The sequence below is a fragment of the Glutamicibacter uratoxydans genome, from assembly GCF_050753455.1.
Taxonomy (GTDB): domain Bacteria; phylum Actinomycetota; class Actinomycetes; order Actinomycetales; family Micrococcaceae; genus Glutamicibacter; species Glutamicibacter uratoxydans_A.
Map to the genome: position 1 here is coordinate 2,644,744 of NZ_CP192736.1, position 21,588 is coordinate 2,666,331.

17 protein-coding genes are annotated in these 21,588 nt (G+C 58.8%); 4 read left to right on the plus strand and 13 right to left on the minus strand.

The features are described from left to right. Positions 1–14 precede the first annotated feature (14 nt). The gene (locus tag ACQQZ8_RS12255) at positions 15–1,613 is read right to left on the minus strand and encodes a PucR family transcriptional regulator (protein WP_431710079.1); all 1,599 of its coding nucleotides are present in this window, start codon (positions 1,611–1,613) and stop codon (positions 15–17) included. A 126-nt stretch (positions 1,614–1,739) separates the two neighbouring features. Here ACQQZ8_RS12255 and ACQQZ8_RS12260 point away from each other — a divergent pair, with 126 nt between their 5' ends. The 3 genes from ACQQZ8_RS12260 (at position 1,740) to ACQQZ8_RS12270 (ending at position 5,310) form a co-directional block, all read left to right on the plus strand. Further along, positions 1,740–3,248 carry a CoA-acylating methylmalonate-semialdehyde dehydrogenase gene (locus tag ACQQZ8_RS12260; protein WP_431710080.1) on the plus strand — a complete coding sequence of 503 codons (1,509 nt, stop codon included), beginning with the start codon at positions 1,740–1,742 and terminating at the stop codon, positions 3,246–3,248. 38 nt (positions 3,249–3,286) lie between these two features. Next, on the plus strand, positions 3,287–4,657 hold the full coding sequence (locus ACQQZ8_RS12265; protein WP_431710081.1) for an aspartate aminotransferase family protein: 1,371 nt from the start codon (positions 3,287–3,289) through the stop codon (positions 4,655–4,657). 191 nt (positions 4,658–4,848) lie between these two features. Next, a complete protein-coding gene (locus tag ACQQZ8_RS12270; protein ID WP_431710082.1) occupies positions 4,849–5,310 on the plus strand; it encodes a hypothetical protein in 462 nt (153 codons plus the stop codon). Between the two features lie 81 nt (positions 5,311–5,391). On the opposite strand, the gene ACQQZ8_RS12275 is transcribed toward ACQQZ8_RS12270, so the two are convergent. The 5 genes from ACQQZ8_RS12275 to ACQQZ8_RS12295 form a co-directional block, all read right to left on the minus strand. Further along, positions 5,392–6,831, minus strand: a complete 1,440-nt coding sequence (locus ACQQZ8_RS12275) for an aldehyde dehydrogenase family protein (protein WP_431710083.1) — start codon at positions 6,829–6,831, stop codon at positions 5,392–5,394. 426 nt (positions 6,832–7,257) lie between these two features. After that, positions 7,258–7,833, minus strand: coding sequence for a TetR/AcrR family transcriptional regulator (locus ACQQZ8_RS12280; protein WP_431710084.1), 576 nt, complete (start codon positions 7,831–7,833; stop codon positions 7,258–7,260). Between the two features lie 50 nt (positions 7,834–7,883). Beyond that, the gene (locus ACQQZ8_RS12285; protein ID WP_431710085.1) at positions 7,884–9,017 is read right to left on the minus strand and encodes a CDP-glycerol glycerophosphotransferase family protein; all 1,134 of its coding nucleotides are present in this window, start codon (positions 9,015–9,017) and stop codon (positions 7,884–7,886) included. A 28-nt stretch (positions 9,018–9,045) separates the two neighbouring features. Further along, on the minus strand, positions 9,046–10,050 hold the full coding sequence (locus ACQQZ8_RS12290; protein WP_431710086.1) for a metal ABC transporter solute-binding protein, Zn/Mn family: 1,005 nt from the start codon (positions 10,048–10,050) through the stop codon (positions 9,046–9,048). A gap of 36 nt (positions 10,051–10,086) precedes the next feature. Continuing rightward, on the minus strand, positions 10,087–11,376 hold the full coding sequence (locus tag ACQQZ8_RS12295; protein WP_431710087.1) for a YibE/F family protein: 1,290 nt from the start codon (positions 11,374–11,376) through the stop codon (positions 10,087–10,089). 162 nt (positions 11,377–11,538) lie between these two features. On the opposite strand from ACQQZ8_RS12295, the gene ACQQZ8_RS12300 reads away from it, so the two are divergent. Further along, complete coding sequence (locus tag ACQQZ8_RS12300; RefSeq protein ID WP_431710088.1) at positions 11,539–12,753, plus strand: CPBP family glutamic-type intramembrane protease; 1,215 nt, start codon at positions 11,539–11,541, stop codon at positions 12,751–12,753. A 78-nt stretch (positions 12,754–12,831) separates the two neighbouring features. On the opposite strand, the gene ACQQZ8_RS12305 is transcribed toward ACQQZ8_RS12300, so the two are convergent. The 7 genes from ACQQZ8_RS12305 to gcvT form a co-directional block, all read right to left on the minus strand. Continuing rightward, positions 12,832–13,968, minus strand: a complete 1,137-nt coding sequence (locus ACQQZ8_RS12305) for a hypothetical protein (RefSeq protein ID WP_431710089.1) — start codon at positions 13,966–13,968, stop codon at positions 12,832–12,834. A 184-nt stretch (positions 13,969–14,152) separates the two neighbouring features. Beyond that, entirely contained in the window at positions 14,153–15,262 is a 1,110-nt protein-coding gene (locus ACQQZ8_RS12310; protein ID WP_431710090.1) for an NADH:flavin oxidoreductase/NADH oxidase, read from the minus strand. Between the two features lie 53 nt (positions 15,263–15,315). Further along, a complete protein-coding gene (gene mgtE, locus ACQQZ8_RS12315) occupies positions 15,316–16,683 on the minus strand; it encodes a magnesium transporter (protein ID WP_431710091.1) in 1,368 nt (455 codons plus the stop codon). A gap of 414 nt (positions 16,684–17,097) precedes the next feature. Then, positions 17,098–18,507 carry an L-serine ammonia-lyase gene (locus ACQQZ8_RS12320; RefSeq protein WP_431710092.1) on the minus strand — a complete coding sequence of 470 codons (1,410 nt, stop codon included), beginning with the start codon at positions 18,505–18,507 and terminating at the stop codon, positions 17,098–17,100. A 199-nt stretch (positions 18,508–18,706) separates the two neighbouring features. Further along, a complete protein-coding gene (gene glyA, locus ACQQZ8_RS12325) occupies positions 18,707–20,029 on the minus strand; it encodes a serine hydroxymethyltransferase (RefSeq protein WP_431710093.1) in 1,323 nt (440 codons plus the stop codon). Beyond that, complete coding sequence (gene gcvH, locus ACQQZ8_RS12330) at positions 20,030–20,410, minus strand: glycine cleavage system protein GcvH (RefSeq protein WP_431710094.1); 381 nt, start codon at positions 20,408–20,410, stop codon at positions 20,030–20,032. Between the two features lie 59 nt (positions 20,411–20,469). Then, complete coding sequence (gene gcvT, locus ACQQZ8_RS12335; RefSeq protein WP_431710095.1) at positions 20,470–21,585, minus strand: glycine cleavage system aminomethyltransferase GcvT; 1,116 nt, start codon at positions 21,583–21,585, stop codon at positions 20,470–20,472. Between the last annotated feature and the right edge of the window lie 3 nt (positions 21,586–21,588).

The window sequence follows — 21,588 nt, forward strand, 5'->3', positions numbered from 1 at the left end:
CGCCCACCCGCCAACTAGCCGTGCAACCGATACCACAGCAACGCGACCTGCAAACTGGCGCGTGACTCGGCGCTGTCCAGCGCGAAACCGAGCTTCTGTTCGAGTTTGCTGAGCCGGGCATAGAGCGTGGGGCGTGAAAGGTACCCGGCTTTAGCCAGCGCAGATTTATTTCCCCCATGCTGCAGGTAGAGTTCCAGCAGTTCTAGTCCGTCACGGTCTACAGGGTTCAATAACCCCGCGAGCTCGGTATGTGCGAAACCGCGCATTCGCCCGTCGGTACCCATGGCGGAGAGAACTCCGCGCAACCGCAAATCAGCGAAACGATAGTACGGCCGGATGCGAGTGGGTAAGTTCGGCACAATCTCTGCCACCTGCGCTGCTTCCTCCAGATTCTTCGCGCACTGAGCAATCAGCGAGGCCGTATTGCCCACACCCACCGCCACCGGGCGGCCCAGATTTTCCCCCAGCTGTCGGGCGAAACGTTGCAGGATACCGTCGGCCAATTCCCGGGCGGCCAAGGGCAGAATCGCTGCTAACACACCGGCGCGTAATGATCCGGAGAGGACTCCCAAACGCATCGCTTCGGCGACCTGGTCCACCACTTCCAACACTTCACGTTCGCGCAACTGCATGCTGGTTGGGCTCTGACCGGCCGGCAGCATCAGCTCGATGGCCACCGGCACATAGTGCCCGGCAGTATCCAGCCCTAAGGCCTCGGCACGCACCTGCACTTCCTTCTCGGACAACGAGTGTTGCTGCAGTAATTCGTGTAACAGCGAGGTCCGTGCCTGATACAGCAGCTCACGCTGATCACGGCCGGAGAGTCGGGCGATGGTCAGGGTCTGTCCGGCCCGTTCCAATACCAGCGCCGCACTGGATTCATCCTCCAGCCGAGCCGGAACCACCAGCCGGCCCCACCGGTTCTTCACCGCGCCCACGGGCGTCTGCAACCAGTCTTCAGCACCGTGCCCGCGCCCAGTGGCTTCGGCATAGCCCACGAACCGTGATCGGCTAATCCAATGTTCGAGCACGGATTCGGCTCCCTGACCGGCTCCGGCATGCGCCAACACGCGGTGCCGCACATCCTCCAGCACTACCGGAGCGTTCAAAAGTTGCGCAGTTTTTTCCACGATGCGATGTTCATCGGCTTCACTGAGCGAGAGCTCGGTGAAAATTTCGTGCACATGCCGGGAGAATTCCACCGCGCGTAGCTGCTGGGCCACCAACAATTTGTGGATCACCTCGGTGATCTGCACGAAACGCACCTGACGACGCAACCAGACCACCGGTAGTTCCAGCCCCGCACAGGCCTCGCTAAACAGTGCCGCAGTATGCGGTGAGGCATCAGCAAACTGTTCAATCAGCACCCCGGCAGCGCCGGCCAGCTGCAAACGGTCCAGGAACTGGCGCAGGTCAGGCACCGTGGGATTAACATTGCGCAGCGTGCTCAGCACCAGCTCGCGCCCCTCCAAGAGTTCTGCGTTCTCACTGGACTCGGTGACGTGCACCCAACGCACCGGCGCATCGAGCAGTGGCCGGCCACTGAGCAGCACCGGATCTGCGGCCTGCACCTCCGCTAGCTCCAGCACATGCCCCATTGTCAGCTCAGCCATGCCACACCTTTACAACACGTAAATCTTAACTACTAGATCATGACACATTGCCTGTGTGGTTGGTCATGTTTATGACCCATGATGGTTCCAAGAGCACAAACCTGCCTGAATGAAAGGACCATTCCGATGACCACCACGTTGACCGAAACTCTGCAGCACTGGGTGAATAACGCCGATTTCAGCTCCACCGAGGACACCCGGACCGGCAAGGTCTACAACCCCGCCACCGGCGAGGTGACCCGCGAGGTCGCACTTGCTTCGAAGAGCACCACCGAGGCTGCCATTGCCGCAGCCGCCGCAGCCTTCCCGAAGTGGCGCGACACCTCGCTCACCCGACGCACCGCGATCATGTTCAACTTCCGACAGTTGCTCGCCGAGCGCAAGGGCGAGCTGGCCGCAATTATCACCGCGGAGCATGGCAAGGTGCTGGATGATGCACTGGGTGAGGTAGCCCGCGGCATGGAAGTCGTCGAACTGGCTTGCAACGCGCCCTACCTGCTGAAGGGTGAATACTCGGAGAACGCTTCCACCGGTGTGGATGTCCAGTCGCAGCGCCAGCCAGTGGGCGTAGCCGCCATCATCTCCCCCTTCAACTTCCCCGCCATGGTGCCACTGTGGTTCTTCCCGGTAGCCATCGCGGCGGGTAACGCCGTGGTACTCAAGCCTTCGGAAAAGGATCCCACCGCCGCAAACTGGCTGGCAGCCCTCTTCGCCGAAGCTGGCCTGCCCGAGGGCGTGCTCAACGTGGTGCACGGCGATAAGGAAGCCGTCGATACCCTGTTGAACGACGAGCGGATCGCCTCGGTCTCCTTCGTGGGTTCCACCCCGATCGCGCAGTACGTCTACTCCACCGGCACCGCCAACGGCAAACGGGTGCAGGCTTTCGGTGGAGCGAAGAACCACATGCTGGTACTTCCCGATGCTGACTTGGACCTGGCAGCCGACATGGCGGTGAACGCCGGTTTCGGTGCCGCCGGAGAACGCTGCATGGCCATCTCAGTGGTGGTGGCGCTGGAAAACATCGCCGATGAACTGGTTGCGAAGATTGCCGAACGAGCCTCGAAACTGCGTGTAGGCGATGGTACCCGCGGATGCGATATGGGCCCCCTGATCACCGGCGAACACCGCGATAAGGTCGCCGGGTACATCGACGCTGGCATCGCTTCGGGGGCCACCCTGGCTCTGGATGGCCGCGAAGGCACCCTAGATGCCGACGGTGAAGGCTTCTTCCTGCACCCCACGATGTTTGATAATGTCACCACCGATATGTCGATCTACACCGATGAGATCTTCGGTCCGGTGCTCTCGGTGGTTCGCGTTGATTCCTTCAACGAAGGTATCGATCTGATCAACGCCTCCAAGTACGGCAACGGCACCGCGATTTTCACCAACGATGGGGGTGCCGCCCGCCGCTTCGAAAACGAAATCCAGGTCGGCATGGTCGGCGTCAACGTGCCCATCCCGGTGCCGGTCGGCTACCACTCCTTCGGCGGCTGGAAGGCCTCGCTCTTCGGTGATCAGCACGCCTACGGTCCAGAAGGATTCAAGTTCTTCACCCGGAACAAGGTCGTCACCAAGCGCTGGTTGGATCCAAGCCACGGTGGCATCAACCTCGGCTTCCCACAGAACGACTAACCTTCGCCATCGGCTCATTGAGATAAGGACAAAAATTCATGACTGAGCAAATGATCTCGGAGATCAGTGCCGAAGAGATCGCCGCGGGCAAGCGTGCCTATGACCTCGACCGGGCGCATGTCTTCCACTCCTGGCAGGCCCAAGGGCCGTTTGACCCCATGACCATTCTGCGTGCCGAAGGTTCGCATGTGTGGGACGGCGAGGGCCGCAAGCTCATCGATCTGTCCGGGCAGCTGGTGAACACCAATGTTGGTCACCAACACCCTAAGGTGATCGCCGCGATCCAGGAGCAGGCTGGCAAGCTGGCCACCATTGCCCCACAGCATGTCAACGATGCTCGCTCGGAAGCCGCCCGGTTGATAGCCGAGCGCACCCCCGGGGATTTGAACCGGATCTTCTTCACCAACGGTGGGGCCGATGCCGTGGAGCACGCGGTGCGCATGGCTCGGCTGCACACCGGCAAGCATAAGGTGCTCTCCGCGTACCGTTCCTACCACGGTGGGACGCACATGGCCGTGAATATCACCGGGGATCCGCGCCGTTTCGCCTCGGATAAGGCCACCGACGGCATCGTGCACTTCTTCCCTGCATACCCGTACCGTTCGTACTTCAACTCGACGACCGAGGCCGAAGAAACCGAGCGTGCGCTCAAGCATTTGGAAGACACCATCGTGCTTGAAGGGGCGAGCACCATCGCCGCATTGATCCTGGAATCCATTCCGGGCACCGCCGGCATCTATGTGCCACCGGCCGGATACCTGCAAGGCGTACGCGAGCTGACCCGTAAGTACGGGATTGTGTATATCGCCGATGAAGTCATGGCCGGCTTCGGCCGTTCGGGTGAATGGTTCGCGGTCAACCACTGGAATGTCACCCCGGACTTGCTCACCTTCGCCAAGGGAGTGAACTCCGGTTACGTCCCGCTAGGCGGCGTGGCAATCAACGATGAAATCTTCGAAACCTTCCGGGAACGGGCATACCCCGGCGGGCTCACCTACTCCGGACACCCCCTAGCCTGCGCCGCCGCGGTGGCAACGATCCAGGCGATGGAAGAGGAGTCACTGGTGGCCAACGCCAAGCGACTGGGTGAAGAGATCATTGGGCCACGGCTACGGCAGTTCGCCGCCGACCACCCATCGGTGGGCGATGTACGCGGTAGCGGTGTCTTCTGGGCCATCGAACTTGTCAAGGATCGCAACACACGTGAACCTCTGGCCGCTTACGGTGGCAGTTCACCAGAAATGAACCAAGTCATCGCGGCTGCCAAGGCCGCTGGCCTGCTACCGTTTGCGAACTTCAACCGTTTGCACGTGGTTCCGGCGCTAAACATCGAAGATGCGGTGCTCATCGAGGCGCTGGATCGTTTGGAGCAGGCGCTGGTCGTGGCCGATAGTTTCGTCACCCAATAAGCCAGGCTCGACCGTTTCACCTCTGGGCAAGGGGCCTTCCGTTCGCGAAGGCCCCTTGCCGTTTTTTATTCACGGTTAGGTTTGCTCCGCGGATGTGATTCGCCGCGAAACGTCCTCTTGGCCAATAATTGGCCTCGTCGAGCTTAAACTTTCTCCTACTCAACCCGATCTGGCTTGAGTAGATTAGACCCATGGACACATCTAAATTTTCCGAGGTAGATTTCTTTTCCGCTTTCATCTACCTCGGCGTTGCTGGCATCTTGCTGGTATTTAGCGTCCCGTTGCTTATGCACGGAGCATTTCGGCGGCGTAAATTCAGCAAACTCAGTCAGGGATACCAGACCTATCAGACCCGAGCCTCAATCCGTAACGAGCTGATCGTTGGCTGGGCGATTCTGGCTGCGATGCTAGGGTTTTTGTTGGCCTCGTACTTTACCTACACCACCTCGGCACAGAACCTGCACGATAATATTCAGCAGCAGTATCAGCCCACCGAGCTATCGGTAGGGGTGTGGAACGGTTCCTGGGCCACCGTGGATTTGCAGCTACCGGACGGAACCCGTTTTACCGATAGCATCGTGACCCTGCGAGCGGGTTATGAGCCCTTTATCGAAGATGTGTGGTACCACTACAATCCGAAGCCCAATGGCTAGTCACGGGGGGCAGAGCAACACCGGTGGGTGTGCGCCAAGTCTTTCAATATCAGGCGCACAACCACCGGTTGGTTGCTGCGCTTAGCCGTTGATAATCTGCGGTTGAGCTACAGCCTTGAGCCCGTCCAAACCGAATTCCAGCCCATATCCAGACTGCTTCGCACCACCAAAAGGTACCCGTGGATCAATGGTGCCGTGAGAGTTGATCCATACGGTGCCAGCCTGCAATCGCGCAGCGACTTCGGTGGCTTTGGCCCGATCGCTGGACCAGACCGAGGCACCGAGTCCCACATCCAGTGCGTTAGCATGAGCGATCGCTTCTTCGACATCCTTGACCTTGATGATGGGTAGTGCCGGGCCGAACTGTTCCTCGATGACCAAACGACTGTTCGGGTCAATCTCCCCAATCAAAGTGGTGGGGTAGAAATAGCCTGCGGCATCGGACTGCGGGTTCGCGCCGAGCAGTACCTTGGCCCCGGAATCTACCGCATCCTGCACCAGCTCGGCGACGATCCGATATTGTGCTTGGTTTTGCAAGGGCCCCAGCACATTCTTTTCATCCAACCCTGGCCCCATCGGCATCTGCTGCGCCACCTCGATAAGGGCTTCGACCACCGCATCGTAGATTTCTTCCGGAACATAGAGCCGCTTAAGTGCCGCGCAGGTCTGCCCGGTGTTGATGAACGCGCCCCAGAAGAGATCTTGCGCAATGGCCTTCGCGTCAACATCCGGTAACACCACCCCGGCGTCATTGCCACCCAGCTCCATGGTCAGCCGTTTCACCGTGTCGGCCGAGGACCGGATGATGGCTTTACCAGTTGAGGTGGATCCGGTAAACATGATTTTGTCGATCAGCGGATGCTCGGCTACCCGTTCGCCGACCTCTCGGCCTCCAGGAATCACGTGGAGCACCTCAGCGGGCAGCACCTGATTCAGCACGTGAACTAGGGCAACCACCGACAGCGGGGTGTATTCGCTTGGCTTGAGCACCACGGTATTACCCATCCGCAGCGAGGGTGCCAGTTGCCAGATCGAAATCATCATCGGCCAGTTCCATGGGCCGATGGCCCCTACCACGCCCAATGCCCGGTAGTGTTTGACCGCATAGGTTTCCCCGTCGTCAACCACAACCTCCGGATCCACGTCATAGGCGGTTGCTGCCCGCAACCAAGCCGCGGCTCCACCCACCTCAAACCGTGCGTTGGGTCCGTTCAGCGGCTTACCCTGTTCCCGCGAAAGCAATTCGGCCAGAGCTTCGGCATTAGCCTCGATGGCATCGGCCGCCGCGTTCAGCAGACGCCGCCGCTCGGCATGGCCCAGAGCGTCCCAACCCGGTTGCGCCGCCTTGGCACGCTCTACTGCGGCATCGAGGTCGGCCACGGTCCCTTCAGCGACGCGACCCACGATATCCCCGGTGGCCGGATCCGAGATCTCCCGGCCGCCACTGGCCGGTTCGATAGCCGCTAACAATTCCTTCGCGTTGGCGTAGACGATGCCGTCGTGGGTACTCGTCGCGCTCATATCCTGCTCCCTAGTTGCATAGCTATTCGGACTTTCGACCGTGAATTTCTGGACCGGTACGTGATGCACACGGTGTTCTCAGGGCAATCTGTGACATCACCGTCAGACCACCTCTGATCTGGCAAAGTATCCTAGGAACGTGATGCAGGTCAAGGTGTGAGCCAGCCTCAGACGCTTAACAGACCGGAGAATCGGAGCTGCTTGGTGTTCAAACACCCGAGGACCTTCCATCCCTGATCCGGCTGGGCGCCGGTCCACGCTCAGCGCAGCATGTACCAGCTCATTGGCCACCGCTTCGGCTTCTGCCCGGCGCGTGGGGATGCTGCCCGGACTAATGATGCTCCGCGAGGCAAGCGCGATGATCCAGACCATGAACATGTTGCGCCAGATAGTGCGTCTCTCGTCGAGGTTTCTACCGGTCAGTTGCTAGTGCAAGGATTCCAGCAGGTATTCCAGCTGGCTCAGAAACTCCGCGCGGCTTTGCCCAACATGGTCGAGGGTGGCACTGATTTGCGCCCCCAATAGGTAGCTCATCAAGGCGTCGCGTGCCAGAATGATCCGGGATGGTTCGATCCCGGGAATCTGGGCAAGCCAAAGCTCCAACTTTGAACGCCATTCATCCATGGCGCTAGCGTGCTGCCGGGCCATCAGCGGATCTTCCAAGGCAACATGCCAAAAGTGGATGACTACGCAGGCCTCATCGCGCAGATCGTCATCCAACGGCAGCACTTCATAAGCAAAGGCACGGATGGCGGCGAGTCCCTGCAGACCAACGGTGCCACGTGCGATCCGAGCTTCGGTCGAGTCGACAACGTATTTGAAGGTCGCCATCAAGATTGAGTTGCGCGTCGGGAAATAGGGTTTCAGTGCCCCATTTGCGTAGCCGGCGGAGGCCGCCAAATCGCGAAGGTTCAGTTTCTCGAAGCCATGGCGAGCAATAAACTTCCACGTCGCCTCCATAATTTCGAGGCGGCGTTGCTCATGGTCAACGATTTTGGGCATGCCACTATTTTATGTCTAAAGCTTCAGAATGCACGAGAAGATCTGGCTGCTTAGTTTCCTGGTGATTCCGAACTTCCTTGCACCAGCTGCCCCAAGCGGGCAGTGGCTTCCGTAGGCGTAGTGGTAGCGAAGAAGTAAGCTGCCAGCGGCTCTTGCGCCGCGCTACCGCGCTCGGCAAGTTCCAGGACCCGTTGCCCCAGGTTTTCGGTGTCGCGAAGCTGCTGTGCCTGCGGTAGCCTGCGGGTCAATTCGCTGGGTTCGCTTCCATGCAGCAGCAATGGCACATTCAGCGCTAACGCGTCATAAGCCATGGCGGAAATATCGCAAATTACCACATCGCTTTCGGCCAGCGACTGTGCCGGATCGGCCACCGAATCAAAGTGTTGCCCGTAGCTGCGTTGAAGGTTTGCCAGCAGCTTGGCCATTGCCGTGCTAGTGCTCCCGGTTTTCGGATGCGGACGAAAACGCAGTTCAATGCGCGCCTCAGCTGCTAGCTGCTGCAAGATCGATTGACCTTGCGTCAGCAACGAGGAATAGGCCATGGCCTGCGAATCGCCTTCCCAGGTCGGGGCATAAAGCACCCGCACCACACCCGTGCGAGCGCGCGGCCGCACCGCATCAAGCTGGGGGCGTCCAATGAGCTCCAACTTATTCAGGTCAAAACCGTTGATCGTCGCGGCGATACGTTCCACCGCGGCTGGCCCGGCGACCGCAACCTGGTCATAGGCCTTGAGCTGGTTGGAAACCATCGAGGATTTTTCGCTCTCCCCGTGGTTCAGATGAATATGGCGCGGCCCGTTGAAACGCAGCATGGTGAAGTTTGCTTGGGCGTTATTCACGTAGCAAATCGCCTGAGTTTGCGCCGTCCGGAGCCGCTGCTCTACCTGCTCGATGGATCTGGAGAAGAAGATCGGCAGTGTCGTCATCTGCAGCAGCGCATCAGCGGTCAACGCGTTCATCACCACCACCCCTACCCGATGCCCGGCTTCGACCAGACGTTCGAAGGGAGCTAACCATACCTGCAGTTGGTAGATCTGCGTTGGCGGTTCGGAGAAGAACAAAACGGTATCGGCTCGAATTAGTTCACGGTTCGCCTGAACAATCTTCCGCTTCACCCCGGGTTCAGCAGCAAGTGACCGGACACGATTCAAGGTCAAGGCGGCTTGTCTGGAAAACAACGACATGATTCCAGTGTACGGATTTGACTCGGTGTTATTCCCCCAGCGCACTGGACAGCGCGCTTATTTGTTCACCAATCCATTGCAAATACTGTTGCTCTGCACCCATTGTCTCGGCAAACTCTACGACCGGCACCGAGTTGGCCTCGGCGGTGCTGCGGATGGAGACGCTCTCAGAGCCCTCGGTCTGGATATTGTAAGCCAATAGGTCAATGCTGCCGGCTTGAAGTGCGTCGTTCAACGCCTTGAGATCCTGTGGGGGAATTTCCGCTTCAGCTTCCACCGCGGCACTCAACCCCGCGGGGGTGGCATCCACCATCCCGGCGTCGACGAGCAAGTGATATGGCACCGGTTCGGTCATTGCGAAGCTCTGCCCCTGTAGCCCGGCTGCTTCCAATTGCTCGCTGAGCTGCTGGACCTGAACTTCAAAGTTCTGGGCATTAGCTTCAAACTCGGCGGCATGTTCGGGGACTAACTCCGAGAACTCCTGAGCCAAGGTTCCGGCCAGTGCGCTCATCGATTCCAGATCGAACCAAATATGTTCGTTATAGCCGGCGTGATGATGCCCTTCATGTTCCGGACCCGCATGCTCATGGTCGTGATCATGCTCATGCCCTTCACCCGTGTCATGCTCGGCCGTTTCGGCTGGTACCGGGGAGGAATCTACGGCATAGACGGTTTGCACCACAGCGTCCGTGGACAGCGAAGAAACAAGCTGGGTCATAAAGTCGTCGTACCCCCCACCGTTGGCCAGCACCACGTCAGCTTTGGAGACGGTGAGCTTATCGCGAGCGCTGGGCTCATAGGAGTGCGGATCCTGAGCTGGTGAGGAGATGATTTCGGTGGCTTCGATATGTTCGCCGCCGATGTTTTGGGCAATGTCTCGGTAGACATTGGTGGTCGCCACTACCGTCAGACCTGCAGCTGGTTGTGTTTGCTCGGCTTCCGTTTCCTGTGCGCTGCCTTGCGAGCATCCGGCGAGAAGTAGTGCGGTCAGGGGGACGGTCAGCACAGACAATGCCAGCTTGCGGGACTTCAAGGGCGGGGCTCCATTCGGAAGGGTCGCTATTGAGAACTATTCTACATTGTCATGAGAATGATTCGCAACAGTGGGCTGCGCCACGCGCCGTCCCGAGCGAGCCGTGCGGACTCCGTGGGCTCCACCGGTGCCAGTCGCCTTCACCACGAGCACTGCAATCAGTGTGGTCACCGGGATCGCTAGTACTAGCCCAATGGAGCCGATGAGGATCCGGATGACTTCCTCGGCCATCGAACCGGTGGTTAGCGTATTTCCGAAGCTCTGATCACTGAGCGCGGCAATTGCAAGGATCGGTAGCGCTGCACCGGCATAGGCAAAGGCGATGGTGTAAACCGTGGAGGCGATGTGGTCACGTCCAATGCGCATCCCCTTGAAGAATAGGTCCCGGGCGGTAGCGTGCGGTGCAGCTTCGGCCAGTTCCCAGACCGTGGCGGACTGAGTAATGGTTACGTCGTTGAGCACGCCCATCCCACCGATGAGCAACCCACAGATCAGCAAACCGGTCAACGAAACTTGTGGGGCCACCGTAGACAGGGTCATCGCATGTTCGTCCGTTGCCCCGGTCAGCGCCGCCGCGTCGGTCAACCACACCGCAAGCCAAGCGGTCACCCCCAAACCGAAAAGCGTGCCCAGCAGCGCCGTGGATGTCTTCGCATTGAGTCCGTGCGCAAAATACAGGGCTCCGAACATGATCACGGTGGAGCCTACCAGCGCCACGAGAATCGGGTTCTGGCCCTCCAAGAGCGCGGGGATCATGAAAGCCATCATGAACGTCACACCACCAACCAGACCCACGACCGCTCTAGCTCCTCGCCACCCGGCCACCAACACGACTACCAGCCCGTAGGCAATCGCCAGCAGCAACATCGGGGTGGTGCGCACGAAGTCTACAAAGACGTAGGGCACCCCTTCACTGGAAACCTGTGACAAATCGAGGTAACGCACCACATCCCCGGCCTTCACCTCCCGCGAGCTGAGCGTCTCCGGAGGGACTTCCAACTGGATCTCCGCTCCCCCCTGCGCTGGCATCACATAAGTCACCGGGCATTCCAGCTCCTGGCCACCAAATTCGTCCAGCCCCTCACTGGACGGGCAGATCTCCACCTCGGTTCGGGTGACCGAACCGGTCGACATACTCACCCCTTCGCCGGTGGCCATGGGATTATTCAGGGCAAAACGGTCATAGTTGCCCTGCGGCCAGAGCACGATGACCATCACCAACGCGACAATTCCCACCGGTGCCAGGAGCGCCCAGAGGATGATCGACGCCCGCCGTCGACGTTTCGGATCCTGCAGGATCGGGGAATGATCGTGATGATGACCCATCTGCCCATCAACTCCTTGATACTCGGGGAGCAGCTTCAGGCTGCCGCTCCAGTTTAGCGACCGAAGCTGTAGCCCAGCACCACGCACCCCTCTTGCGGATGACCCCCGATATCCTCCCTAAGGTTCATACTTATTCCCGAGGCTCGAGGTGAGAATGGATCTATGAGTCAGTCACTACCGGTCTCCGCGAACCATCCGCCCGCAACCGATGCGATTCAATCCGAACCGCGCTATGCCTATCACCGGCTGATGCGACGTGATCCGAATTATCGCTGGTGGCGCCCGCTGGCGGTGGGGAGCACCTCGCTGGGGTTCTTTCTGATTCTTACCATTGGCGTGGTCGTGGCCATGCTCGTGGTGGTCTTGCTTAATCCCACGCTCTGGGAAGACCCGGACTCCATGAGCTCATTTGAAGATGTTGAGAACATCAATATGGCAGATCCGACGGAGTTCATCATCACGATGCTTTCGTTGATCATCATCATTCCGGCGTGCTTCTTCGGCTATCTGTTGCTTGGACCGAAACCCGTGGGGTTACTCCTGTCGGTGACCGGCAAATTGCGGATGAAGTGGCTGGGTATCTCCACGTTGGCCGCGTTGATCCTTTACACGCTTTACTTCGGCGGGCTGGTCTTGCTGGAACAAACCGGGGTTATCGCGGCAACCGAGGTACCCGCGGAGAGCATTCCAGCTTCGCCACTGCTGATGATCCTGTTGGTGTTGTTACTCGTACCGTTCCAAGCCGCTGCCGAGGAATACCTCTTCCGCGGTATGCTCATGCAAATCATCGGCAGTTGGCTTAAACACCCACTCTTTGCGATTTTGCTCCCGGTTCCGCTGTTTGTCATCGGTCACCTTTACGATCTCTACGGCCAAGTGGACGTGGCTGTTTTCGCGATTGCCGCCGGATATCTGACTTGGCGCACCGGAGGCTTGGAAGCAGCCATCGGACTGCACACGGTGAATAACGTGGTGCTTTTCATCTTCGGGAGCGTGGGGCTCATGGATTTGAATGCCGAAGGCTCTTCGCTTAGTTCACTGATTTCCTCGGTGGTCTTGACCGGTGTGACGACCCTGATCTTGTTGCAGCTGGCCAAACGTTTCAAGATTGAGCGGACTGCCGGGCCAGCACCCCTGCCACCGCAACCGCACTATCTGGTGCCCTGGCCGGCCCCGCAGCAGCTGACTCATCCGCCTTACGGCTACTACCCGCCCGCGCAACAGCAAACACCAAGCGCACCGCATCCCACCGGCGCCTATTGGAACCCACCTCCGGGCTACCAACAGCCGACCGGACCAACTCAACCACCGGCCGACCCCACGACAGAGACGGACACAGACCGGGACTCCGATCCCCACCGGCCTACGCAAGGCTAACGCTTAGCCAGTTGGAACAGAACGCAAATTGCGGCGGTGAACCAGTTCTGGTTCACCGCCGCAATTTGTCTCTAGTAGTTACGCGCCATTGCGCGGCCAACGGAGCAGGGCCGCAATTCCCACACCGTCGGGCAGAAGCCCGTCCGGCACATACCGGATGGTGGCGTCGGTCAGTGCGGTAGCCCGTAGCAGCACCTCTGGTGCCGGCCACTGGCCGATCACGAGTTCGGCATGATTTGGGTCTTCTTCGGTGGCCAACCAGGGTTCAGCGTTCAGGGCACGGAGCGTGTGCTCATCCTGATACTGGCTGACCAGTACCGTGTCGGCTTGAGCTTGCTGCAGTGCAGCGACGACCTGTTCAATGCCTAAGGCCAGCTGGCTCTGCGAGTTGCCCAGCTGTTCGGCGACTCGTTCGGAGAGCTCGTTCAGATCCTTAGCGGTGACACTGTCCACGAGTTTACGGATCTGAGCGTCCTGCGCAGACCGGTCCCCTCCCCCGGTACGGTTGTTAATATCCAGCATTGCGACCAAGGGTTTCAACGAGGTATGCAACTGGTCGCAGACGGATTCACGGGATTTCACATCCCCGGAGATCACAATCAACCGCACATAGGTTTCATTGGCCATCTCACGGATCAGTTCGGCCACTTCTTCCGCATTCCGCCGCACCATTTCTTCGGCCGCGGACTGGTTCTTCGGTTGGTCATATTCCCCTGGCACTTTGCGGGCCACATGGGTCTCTTCGGGCAACCCGACGATGCCGCGACTAGCGACCCGTTCGGGTGAGGTGGTGTTGTACAGGTGCACTTCCCCGCCATCACGGCCGGTTTCTGCCACGAGGTATGAGAATGCCCCGCCTCGTGCGCGAGCCAATGAGACGAAGTTCGGAAAGGGTCCGACATCCACACTGGTTTTCTCGACTTTAAGTCCTGGGATCAGCTCGTTGAGTACCACCTGTCCGTCATACGCTGCCACGCAGCGTGCCACTGGTGCCCGTAACCCTTCGGCCGGTACCAACGCTTCGATGAGGGCCGAAATGTCCGCGGCATGGGCTTGCTGGCTTTTCAGTATTTTCGCCACCTTGTCGGGTAGCTGATCTGCGGCTTCCTGCGCCGCGGTCGTTCCTAAAGAGACATCGGCCAAAACAGTGCTCCAAGAGCCGGTCTTCCGATAGAGCGAAGCGTCGATTCCATTAGAATCCGCGCGCAATGCCATGCTGACTCCCTTCCGCACGCGACCTTCACGTCGCGCAGCGACTAGATCCGTGAGACTAACCTAACACCCCAAGTGGATCCAGTGAAGAGGTAGCGCTCAAGCAGCGGCTTTAGCTGCGGGTGCTATCCGATGAGGGAGCGAAAAGACACCGCAGAAGCAAGATTCTGCGGTGTCTTCCAGATGATTACCAGCGACCACGCCAGTATTGTTGTGGGTTGCTCCGCGGCGCCCCGAGCTGTTCGGCTGCCCGGTTGGCCCATTGCGGGTCCCCTAACGCTGCCCGGCCGATGCTGACCCCGTCGGCCTGCCCGGTGACGATAATCTGTTCGGCCTGCAGCGGATGGGTGATGCCACCGACCGCGGTGACAAAAGCATCGTCCGGCAGCGCTTCTTTGACTGCGGTAGCCAGCGGAACTTGGTATCCGGGACCACTGGGGCCGTGGAAAGCCCCAATCCCGGCACTTGAGATATCGAAAGCGCGCACGCCTTGTTCGTAAAGCTCACCGGCCAGTTGCACAGTGTCCGCGATCCTCCAACCCTCAGACACCCAGTCTTCACCGGACAGTCGGATGGCTAGGACCTTCTCCGCCGGCCACACCTCGGCGATAGCAGCCACGACTTCTTTGAGGTAGCGGGTGCGGTTGGCGTAACTGCCGCCGTATTCGTCGGTGCGAGAATTCGACAGTGGCGAGAGGAATTGATGGATCAGATAGCCATGAGCCGCGTGGATTTGAAGGGCGTCAAAGCCGGCTTCATGGGCACGTTGCGCCGCAGCAGCCCAAGAACGCAAAGATCGTTGAATCTGTTCCGTACTCATTTCTTGAGCCGGGGCTAACTGATAGAGCTCGGAGTCAGTTGACGTGATGGTCTGCCAGCCACCCTCATCCAGCGGGATACTACCAACCTGTTTGGCTTCGTTCTGCGCCGGCAGCCAAGGATAAGTCGAGGCTTTTGCTCCGGCATGCGCCAATTGAATCGAAATTTTCGTCCCGTGCTGGTGAACATAATCCACCACCTTCGCCCAAGCCTGTTCCTGCTCGGTATTCCAGATGCCGGCATCCTGATCCGAGATGCGACCCTCCGGGCTGATGGCGGTCGCTTCGGTGTGCAGCAGGGCAAAGCCGCCGTGGGCCATAGACCCTAAATGCACCAGCTGCCAGGTGACCGGTACACCGTCTCGGGCGGGGATTGCATATTGGCACATCGGTGCCAGAGTTACCCGGTTGGCGAGGGTCATCCCCGCTCCACTGCGCGTAGGAATGGTGACGGGGGAAAAGAGATTACTTTGGGCCATATTTCACATAAGGTTGCCAGACCCGGCTTTATTCCCCTTGGTGTTCCTCGCCACTAAGCTCCGAAAACACGCAGCACCGTCATCGCCACACTAAAATAGACCAGCAGCCCGGCGGCATCGACGAAGGTGGAGATAAACGGGTTGGAAAATACGGCTGGGTCGACCTTCAACATTTTTCCAAGCAGTGGCATAGCCCCACCAACTGCCGCGGCAAGGGTGCACAATACTACGAGCGTGATCCCGATGATCAGCCCCATCTGCAAACCGAAGATCAGGGCACAGATACCGAATCCCAGCCCACCCAAACAACAACCAAGGATCGCCCCGACGCGTGCTTCGCGCAGCAAGATACGGGCGAAGTGAGCGGGGCGCACCTCACCCATGGCGATCGCTCGGGTGAGGGTGGTGGCTGCCTGGTTACCGGTGTTCCCACCAATACCGACCACCAGGGGTATGAACAAACTGAGCATGACCACGGACTCTAGGGTCTGTTCGAAACTCGATAGCACTTGCACCGTCAGGCTGGCGCCGATTCCTAGCACCAATAGCCAGATCAGCCGAGAGCGCACCAGAGACGAAATGGGCGTGTTCAGGTAGGGACGCCGCAAAGGTGCGGTTCCGCTGCCATGGGCAGAGCGTTGCTCATCTTCCAGTTCGGTGAGACGGATCGCTTGTTCCAGACTCAGCACACCCACCAAACGTCCCTCCAGATCTTGCACCGGGATCGCTAGTGCCCGCGTATCTAGCGTCTGGCGCGCGGCTTGCCCCGCCGGGGTGTTAACCGGTAGTCCCGCAACCTGTTCCATCAACTCGCTCACTGGTTGTGCCGCATCAGCAGCCAGCAAAGTTCTTAGGGATACCGTTCCAAGCAGTCTTTTCGATTCGTCGATTACCATCACCGTAGTAATACTTTCGGCGTCCTTAGCCTGAGCCTGTACGCGGTCCAAAGTATGTTCGACACTCAAATCCGGATGGGTGGTGAGGACATTTGGGCTCATCACGTGACCCAGCACGCCGGCGGCATAGCCCAACAACACATTGGTTTCACCCCGTTGCTCGGCGTTCAGGCCCTTAAGCAGTTTCGCGGCCACGCCAGCGGGCAACTCATCAAGCAAGGCGACCCGGTCATCGGGATCTAAAGCTGCGAAAATCTCGCTAAGGGTTGAACCCTGCAGGGTTTCTAGCAGATCGGCTTGCATCAGTGGATCCAGTAGTTCGAAGACCTCCAGCGCGCTTGCTTTCGGGAGCATTCGATAAGCCAGAGCCAGCTGGCTCTGGGACAACGTGTCGAATTGAGCCAGAACCTCGGCCGTGGAGAGTCTTTTCAAGTGCCGTGCCAATTCGGCGAGTTCTCGCTGCTCAATGGCGTGGCGAATGAGGCGGGAAGTAGTGGAGAAGTCAACTGTTTCGAAGGTGTTCACGCGGCTGGGTCCAATTCTGGGTCGAGACGCCAGGCACCGTAATTCTCCCTATTTTCGGGATTCTTCGCACATGGAAGGCCACCGGAAATTAGGGGATAAATCGCATGATTGAACTAGGTGTCGGCTGAGGGAAAAACCTGGCGAACCTCAGACTCGTTCAGCGCAAATACCTGTGCTACACAGGAGAAAATGAGCGGCGGAGAATACGGGCTCGCATGCTGTTAGATCGACTTGGTCCGTCTTCCATGCGGCTCACCTCCTCGGCTCAGTGCAGCCAGCTAGCTGCTGGCTCCGCACCTGTAGTTCTATCATCGACACCGACTATTACCTAATCCTTGGGCGCAGGTGCTCCGATGGGGCACAACCAGTTTCGGGGTGATTCTGCAAAGTCATCCCCCGAAACTGTTCAGCTGGTTAGCATTCGACCACGTTGACAGCCAGTCCGCCCATCGCGGTTTCCTTGTACTTGTCGCTCATATCTTTGCCGGTTTCCCGCATCGTGATAATCACTTCGTCCAAGGTGACGTGATGTTGTCCGTCGCCCATCAGGGCCATCTTTGCTGCATTCACGGCTTTGGAAGCGGCGATCGCGTTGCGTTCAATGCACGGAATCTGAACGAGTCCACCGATGGGGTCACAGGTCAGCCCGAGGTTGTGTTCCATCGCGATTTCCGCGGCGTTTTCGACTTGGGCTGGGGTTCCGCCTAGAACTTCAGCCAGTCCGGCCGCGGCCATCGAGGAGGCTGAGCCGACTTCACCCTGACAGCCGACCTCGGCCCCGGAAATCGAGGCTTGTTCCTTATAGAGCACTCCCACGGCCGCGGCGGCGAGCAGGAACTTAACTACCGCTTCGTTGCGCTCTTCATCGTTCCAGAACTTGGCGCCGGGTGCGTAGTGGGTGGCATAGAAGAGTACCGCCGGAATGATTCCGGCCGCCCCGTTGGTCGGCGCGGTGACGACACGGCCGCCCGAGGCGTTTTCCTCGTTGACGGCCAGTGCCACCAAGTTGATCCATTCCTGCCAGTAAACTGGGTCGCGGTCTTTATCTTCCTTACGGAGGCGCTCATGCCATTCGGGGGCGCGGCGGCGCACATTCAACCCGCCGGGCAATACCCCGGTACGTTCCAGGGCGGAGTCCTTGCATTGCTCCATTACCTGGAAAATGTGCACTAGCCCAGCGTAGATTTCTTCGCGGCTGCGCCAGGTTTCCTCGTTGGCCAGCATGATTTGGGCGAAGGATTTGCCGGTTTCGGCGCTGTAGGCCAATAGTTCTTTGGCGGTGGTGAAAGGGAAAGGGACCGATTGCGCCTTTTCCTCCAAGGACTTTTCTACCCGTTCCTCGGCACCGTCTTTAACGATGAACCCGCCACCGACTGAGTAGTAGGTCTCTTCCAGCAGGGTATTGCCTGCGGCATCGAGCGCCGCAAATTTTACGCCGTTCGTGTGGCGGGGAAGAATGGTCAACGGGTGCTGGATCATGTCCGGCACTGAATATTGAATGTCTTTGCGGGCACCCAATTGTTCGGCCAACCGCAAGGGTCCACCGGCCTCAATGTCTGCCAGTCGTTCATCGACTTGGGTTGGCAGGATGCTTTCCGGTTCGAATCCTTCCATGCCCAACAGAATGGCGGTGAAAGTACCGTGCCCGCGTCCAGTGGCGGCCAGTGAACCGTAGACATCCACCTTGATATTGCTCAGTTGGTCAAGCAGCCCTTGCTTGACTACATGTGCGATAAACGCATGTGCGGCTCGCATGGGGCCTACGGTGTGGCTAGACGATGGGCCAATACCCACAGAGAACAAGTCGAAGACACTGATGGCCATCGTAAATCACTTCCTTCGGTCTTACATGCGGCTCGGCATCGAGCCTGCTTTACGGTCAAATCTCGGGATCGGTCACCCTATGAGGTGGTACCGGTGAGCGTGCTGGGCCGGACGGATTTTTAGGCCGTTGTGCACAAAGGGCCCGGAAAGCACTGAAATGCGCGCTTTCCGGACCCTTAGTTTAGGGTCTAGCCCGATGTTACTTAGCTAGCTGCGGCAGCTCCGGGTAGAGCGGGTGGGCCTGGGCGAGGTCCAACACGCGTTGTTTCAGTTCGGGAAGTATTTCGGTGTCTCCGTCGGCGCCGGCGATCAAAGTCTGCGCAATAATCTCCGCAACCTCCACAAACGCCTCCTCAGAAAAACCACGAGTCGCCAACGCCGGAGTACCAATACGCAAACCACTAGTAGTCATCGGCGGACGAGGATCAAACGGCACCGAATTACGATTCACCGTAATCTCCACCTGCGCCAACAAATCTTCACCCTGCTGCCCATCCAGCTCCGAATGACGCAGATCCACCAACATCAGGTGCACATCAGTGCCACCAGTCAGAACGCTAATACCCTTCGAGGCAACATCCTCACGAGTCAAACGCTCAGCCAGAATCTTCGCCCCAGCCAAAGTCCGCTCCTGACGCTCCTTAAACTCCGGACTCGCAGCAATCTTGAACGCCACCGCCTTACCAGCAATCACATGCTCCAACGGACCACCCTGCTGACCAGGGAACACCGCCGAATTCAACTTCTTCGCAATATCCGCATCATTCGAGAGAATGATCCCGCCCCGCGGGCCAGCCAAAGTCTTATGCGTCGTCGAAGTCACCACATGCGCGTGCGGCACCGGCGACGGGTGCAAACCAGCAGCCACCAAACCAGCGAAATGCGCCATATCCACAAACAGGTACGCACCGACCTTGTCAGCGATTTCACGGAAACGCTTGAAATCCAACTGACGAGGGTAAGCCGACCAACCAGCCACAATCATCTTCGGCTGATGCTCCACGGCTAGGCGCTCGACTTCATCCATGTCCACCAGGTTCGTTTCCTCATCCACACCATAAGGAACGATATTGAACAAGCGACCAGAGAAGTTCAGCTTCATCCCATGGGTCAGATGCCCGCCATGAGCCAGATTCAGGCCCAGCACGGTATCCCCCGGACGCACCAACGCATGGTACACCGAGGCGTTCGCCTGCGCACCAGAGTGCGGCTGTACATTAGCGAACTTCGCGCCGAACAGATCCTTCAGCCGCTCGATCGCCAACGTCTCAATGACATCGACCTCTTCACAACCCCCGTAGTAACGGCGACCCGGGTACCCCTCGGCATACTTATTGGTCAACACCGAACCCTGAGCCTGCATCACTGCCTGCGCCGTGTGGTTCTCCGAAGCGATCATTTCCAAACCACGCTGCTGCCGAGCCAACTCAGCATCAATACGCTGCGCCACCTCAGGATCGAGTTCGGCTAGGGACTGGGTCAGCGAGGCCGGAGCCAAGGATTCAAAAGTCGTATTCGACATTTACTCGACGCTCCCACCGTTGGCGCTGGCGTAATCGGCTGCCGACATCAGTGGGCCTTCTTCGGAAACCTCGACGATGATGAGCCAGCCAGCACCATATGGGTCCTCGTTGAGGATCGCTGGGTTGTCAACAGCCTCGGAGTTCACCTCAACGACCGTGCCGGTCACTGGGGAGTAGAGGTCGGAGACCGACTTAGTGGATTCCACCTCACCGCAGGTTTCACCCGCGGTGACGGTGTCACCTACCTCTGGCAGGTCGACGTAGACGACATCGCCCAAGGCATCCGCAGCTACCTGGGTGATACCAATTTTTGCGGGGCTCGCATCGTCAATCCACTCGTGTTCGGCCGAGTAGCGCAGGGATGACAGAACTTTACTCATGATGGTTCCTCTCTGAAGGGAAGCAGTGGGCGTTGCTTGGACGCCCCCAGGTATTAACGTTACTTGGCGCGGGTGTAGAACGGCAGCTCGACGACTTCAAAAGGCAAAGTCTTACCTCGCAGTTCAACATCCAATGCGGTACCGACCACAGCGTGCTGCGCATCGATGTATCCCAGAGCCACCGGGTAGCCCAAGGTTGGTGATGGCAGGCCCGAGGTGATTTCGCCAATGACTTCCCCATCCTTGAGGATCGGGTAACCGCCACGGCCGGCACGTTTGCCCAAGCCCTTGAGTCCCACCAGCTTACGCGCGGTGCCGTTGGCCTTGACTTCCTCTAATGCGCTACGACCGATGAAGTTCTCTTCCTTCTTGAAGGAGACCACCGGGCCCAAATTGGCTTCGAAGGGGGTACGTTCTAGGGACAGCTCGTTGCCGTAGAGCGGCATGCCGGCTTCTAGTCGCAGCGAGTCCCGAGAGGCCAGACCGCAAGGCAGGAGGTCATGCTCTTGACCGATCTCGACGATTTGGTCCCACAGCCCATTGGCATCGGCATTATCGATAATCAGTTCGAAGCCGTCTTCCCCGGTGTAGCCGGTGCGAGCCAAGATGGTTTTCACGCCACCCAAGGTCACATAGGCTGCCGAGTAGTAGCTCATGCCGGTGACTACGGCTGCGGCCTCGTCATCGGAGGCTAGCTTGGCCACGATGGCTTCGGCGTTCGGTCCTTGAACCGCGATCAGCGACGTGTCAGCGGAGGCATCGTGCACGGTGGCATCGAAACCTTCGGTGCGTGCAGCTAATTCACGGGCTACCACCGGGGCGTTTCCGGCGTTCGGGACCACCAGGTACTTCTCGTCTTCGAGACGGTAGACGATCAGGTCATCGATGATCTTGCCGTCTTCGTTGAGAATCAGCGAGTACTTAGCTTTACCGAGCTTCACTACGGCCAGATTTCCGGCCAGCGCGGTGTTCAGGGCCTTCGCAGCTTCCGGTCCGCTGACCCAGACCTCGCCCATATGGGACAGGTCAAAGAGCCCAGCGGTGGAACGCACGGCTTTGTGCTCGGCTAGTTCGGAACCGTACTTCAGCGGCATATCCCAGCCACCGAAGTCGGTGAAGTTCGCGCCGAGCGCTTCGTGCTTGGCGTGCAACACGGTGTGTTTGATCTCAGTCACGGT

Excerpts from the sequence above, each read along its gene's own strand:
- ACQQZ8_RS12300 (WP_431710088.1), top strand. The coding sequence starts at position 11,539 with ATGAGTCAGTCACTACCGGTCTCCGCGAACCATCCGCCCGCAACCGAT.
- ACQQZ8_RS12265 (WP_431710081.1), top strand. The coding sequence starts at position 3,287 with ATGACTGAGCAAATGATCTCGGAGATCAGTGCCGAAGAGATCGCCGCG.
- ACQQZ8_RS12255 (WP_431710079.1), bottom strand. The coding sequence starts at position 1,613 with ATGGCTGAGCTGACAATGGGGCATGTGCTGGAGCTAGCGGAGGTGCAG.
- ACQQZ8_RS12260 (WP_431710080.1), top strand. The coding sequence starts at position 1,740 with ATGACCACCACGTTGACCGAAACTCTGCAGCACTGGGTGAATAACGCC.
- ACQQZ8_RS12270 (WP_431710082.1), top strand. The coding sequence starts at position 4,849 with ATGGACACATCTAAATTTTCCGAGGTAGATTTCTTTTCCGCTTTCATC.
- ACQQZ8_RS12305 (WP_431710089.1), bottom strand. The coding sequence starts at position 13,968 with ATGGCATTGCGCGCGGATTCTAATGGAATCGACGCTTCGCTCTATCGG.
- ACQQZ8_RS12275 (WP_431710083.1), bottom strand. The coding sequence starts at position 6,831 with ATGAGCGCGACGAGTACCCACGACGGCATCGTCTACGCCAACGCGAAG.
- ACQQZ8_RS12310 (WP_431710090.1), bottom strand. The coding sequence starts at position 15,262 with ATGGCCCAAAGTAATCTCTTTTCCCCCGTCACCATTCCTACGCGCAGT.
- ACQQZ8_RS12295 (WP_431710087.1), bottom strand. The coding sequence starts at position 11,376 with ATGGGTCATCATCACGATCATTCCCCGATCCTGCAGGATCCGAAACGT.
- ACQQZ8_RS12280 (WP_431710084.1), bottom strand. The coding sequence starts at position 7,833 with ATGCCCAAAATCGTTGACCATGAGCAACGCCGCCTCGAAATTATGGAG.
- glyA (WP_431710093.1), bottom strand. The coding sequence starts at position 20,029 with ATGTCGAATACGACTTTTGAATCCTTGGCTCCGGCCTCGCTGACCCAG.
- ACQQZ8_RS12320 (WP_431710092.1), bottom strand. The coding sequence starts at position 18,507 with ATGGCCATCAGTGTCTTCGACTTGTTCTCTGTGGGTATTGGCCCATCG.
- gcvH (WP_431710094.1), bottom strand. The coding sequence starts at position 20,410 with ATGAGTAAAGTTCTGTCATCCCTGCGCTACTCGGCCGAACACGAGTGG.
- ACQQZ8_RS12285 (WP_431710085.1), bottom strand. The coding sequence starts at position 9,017 with ATGTCGTTGTTTTCCAGACAAGCCGCCTTGACCTTGAATCGTGTCCGG.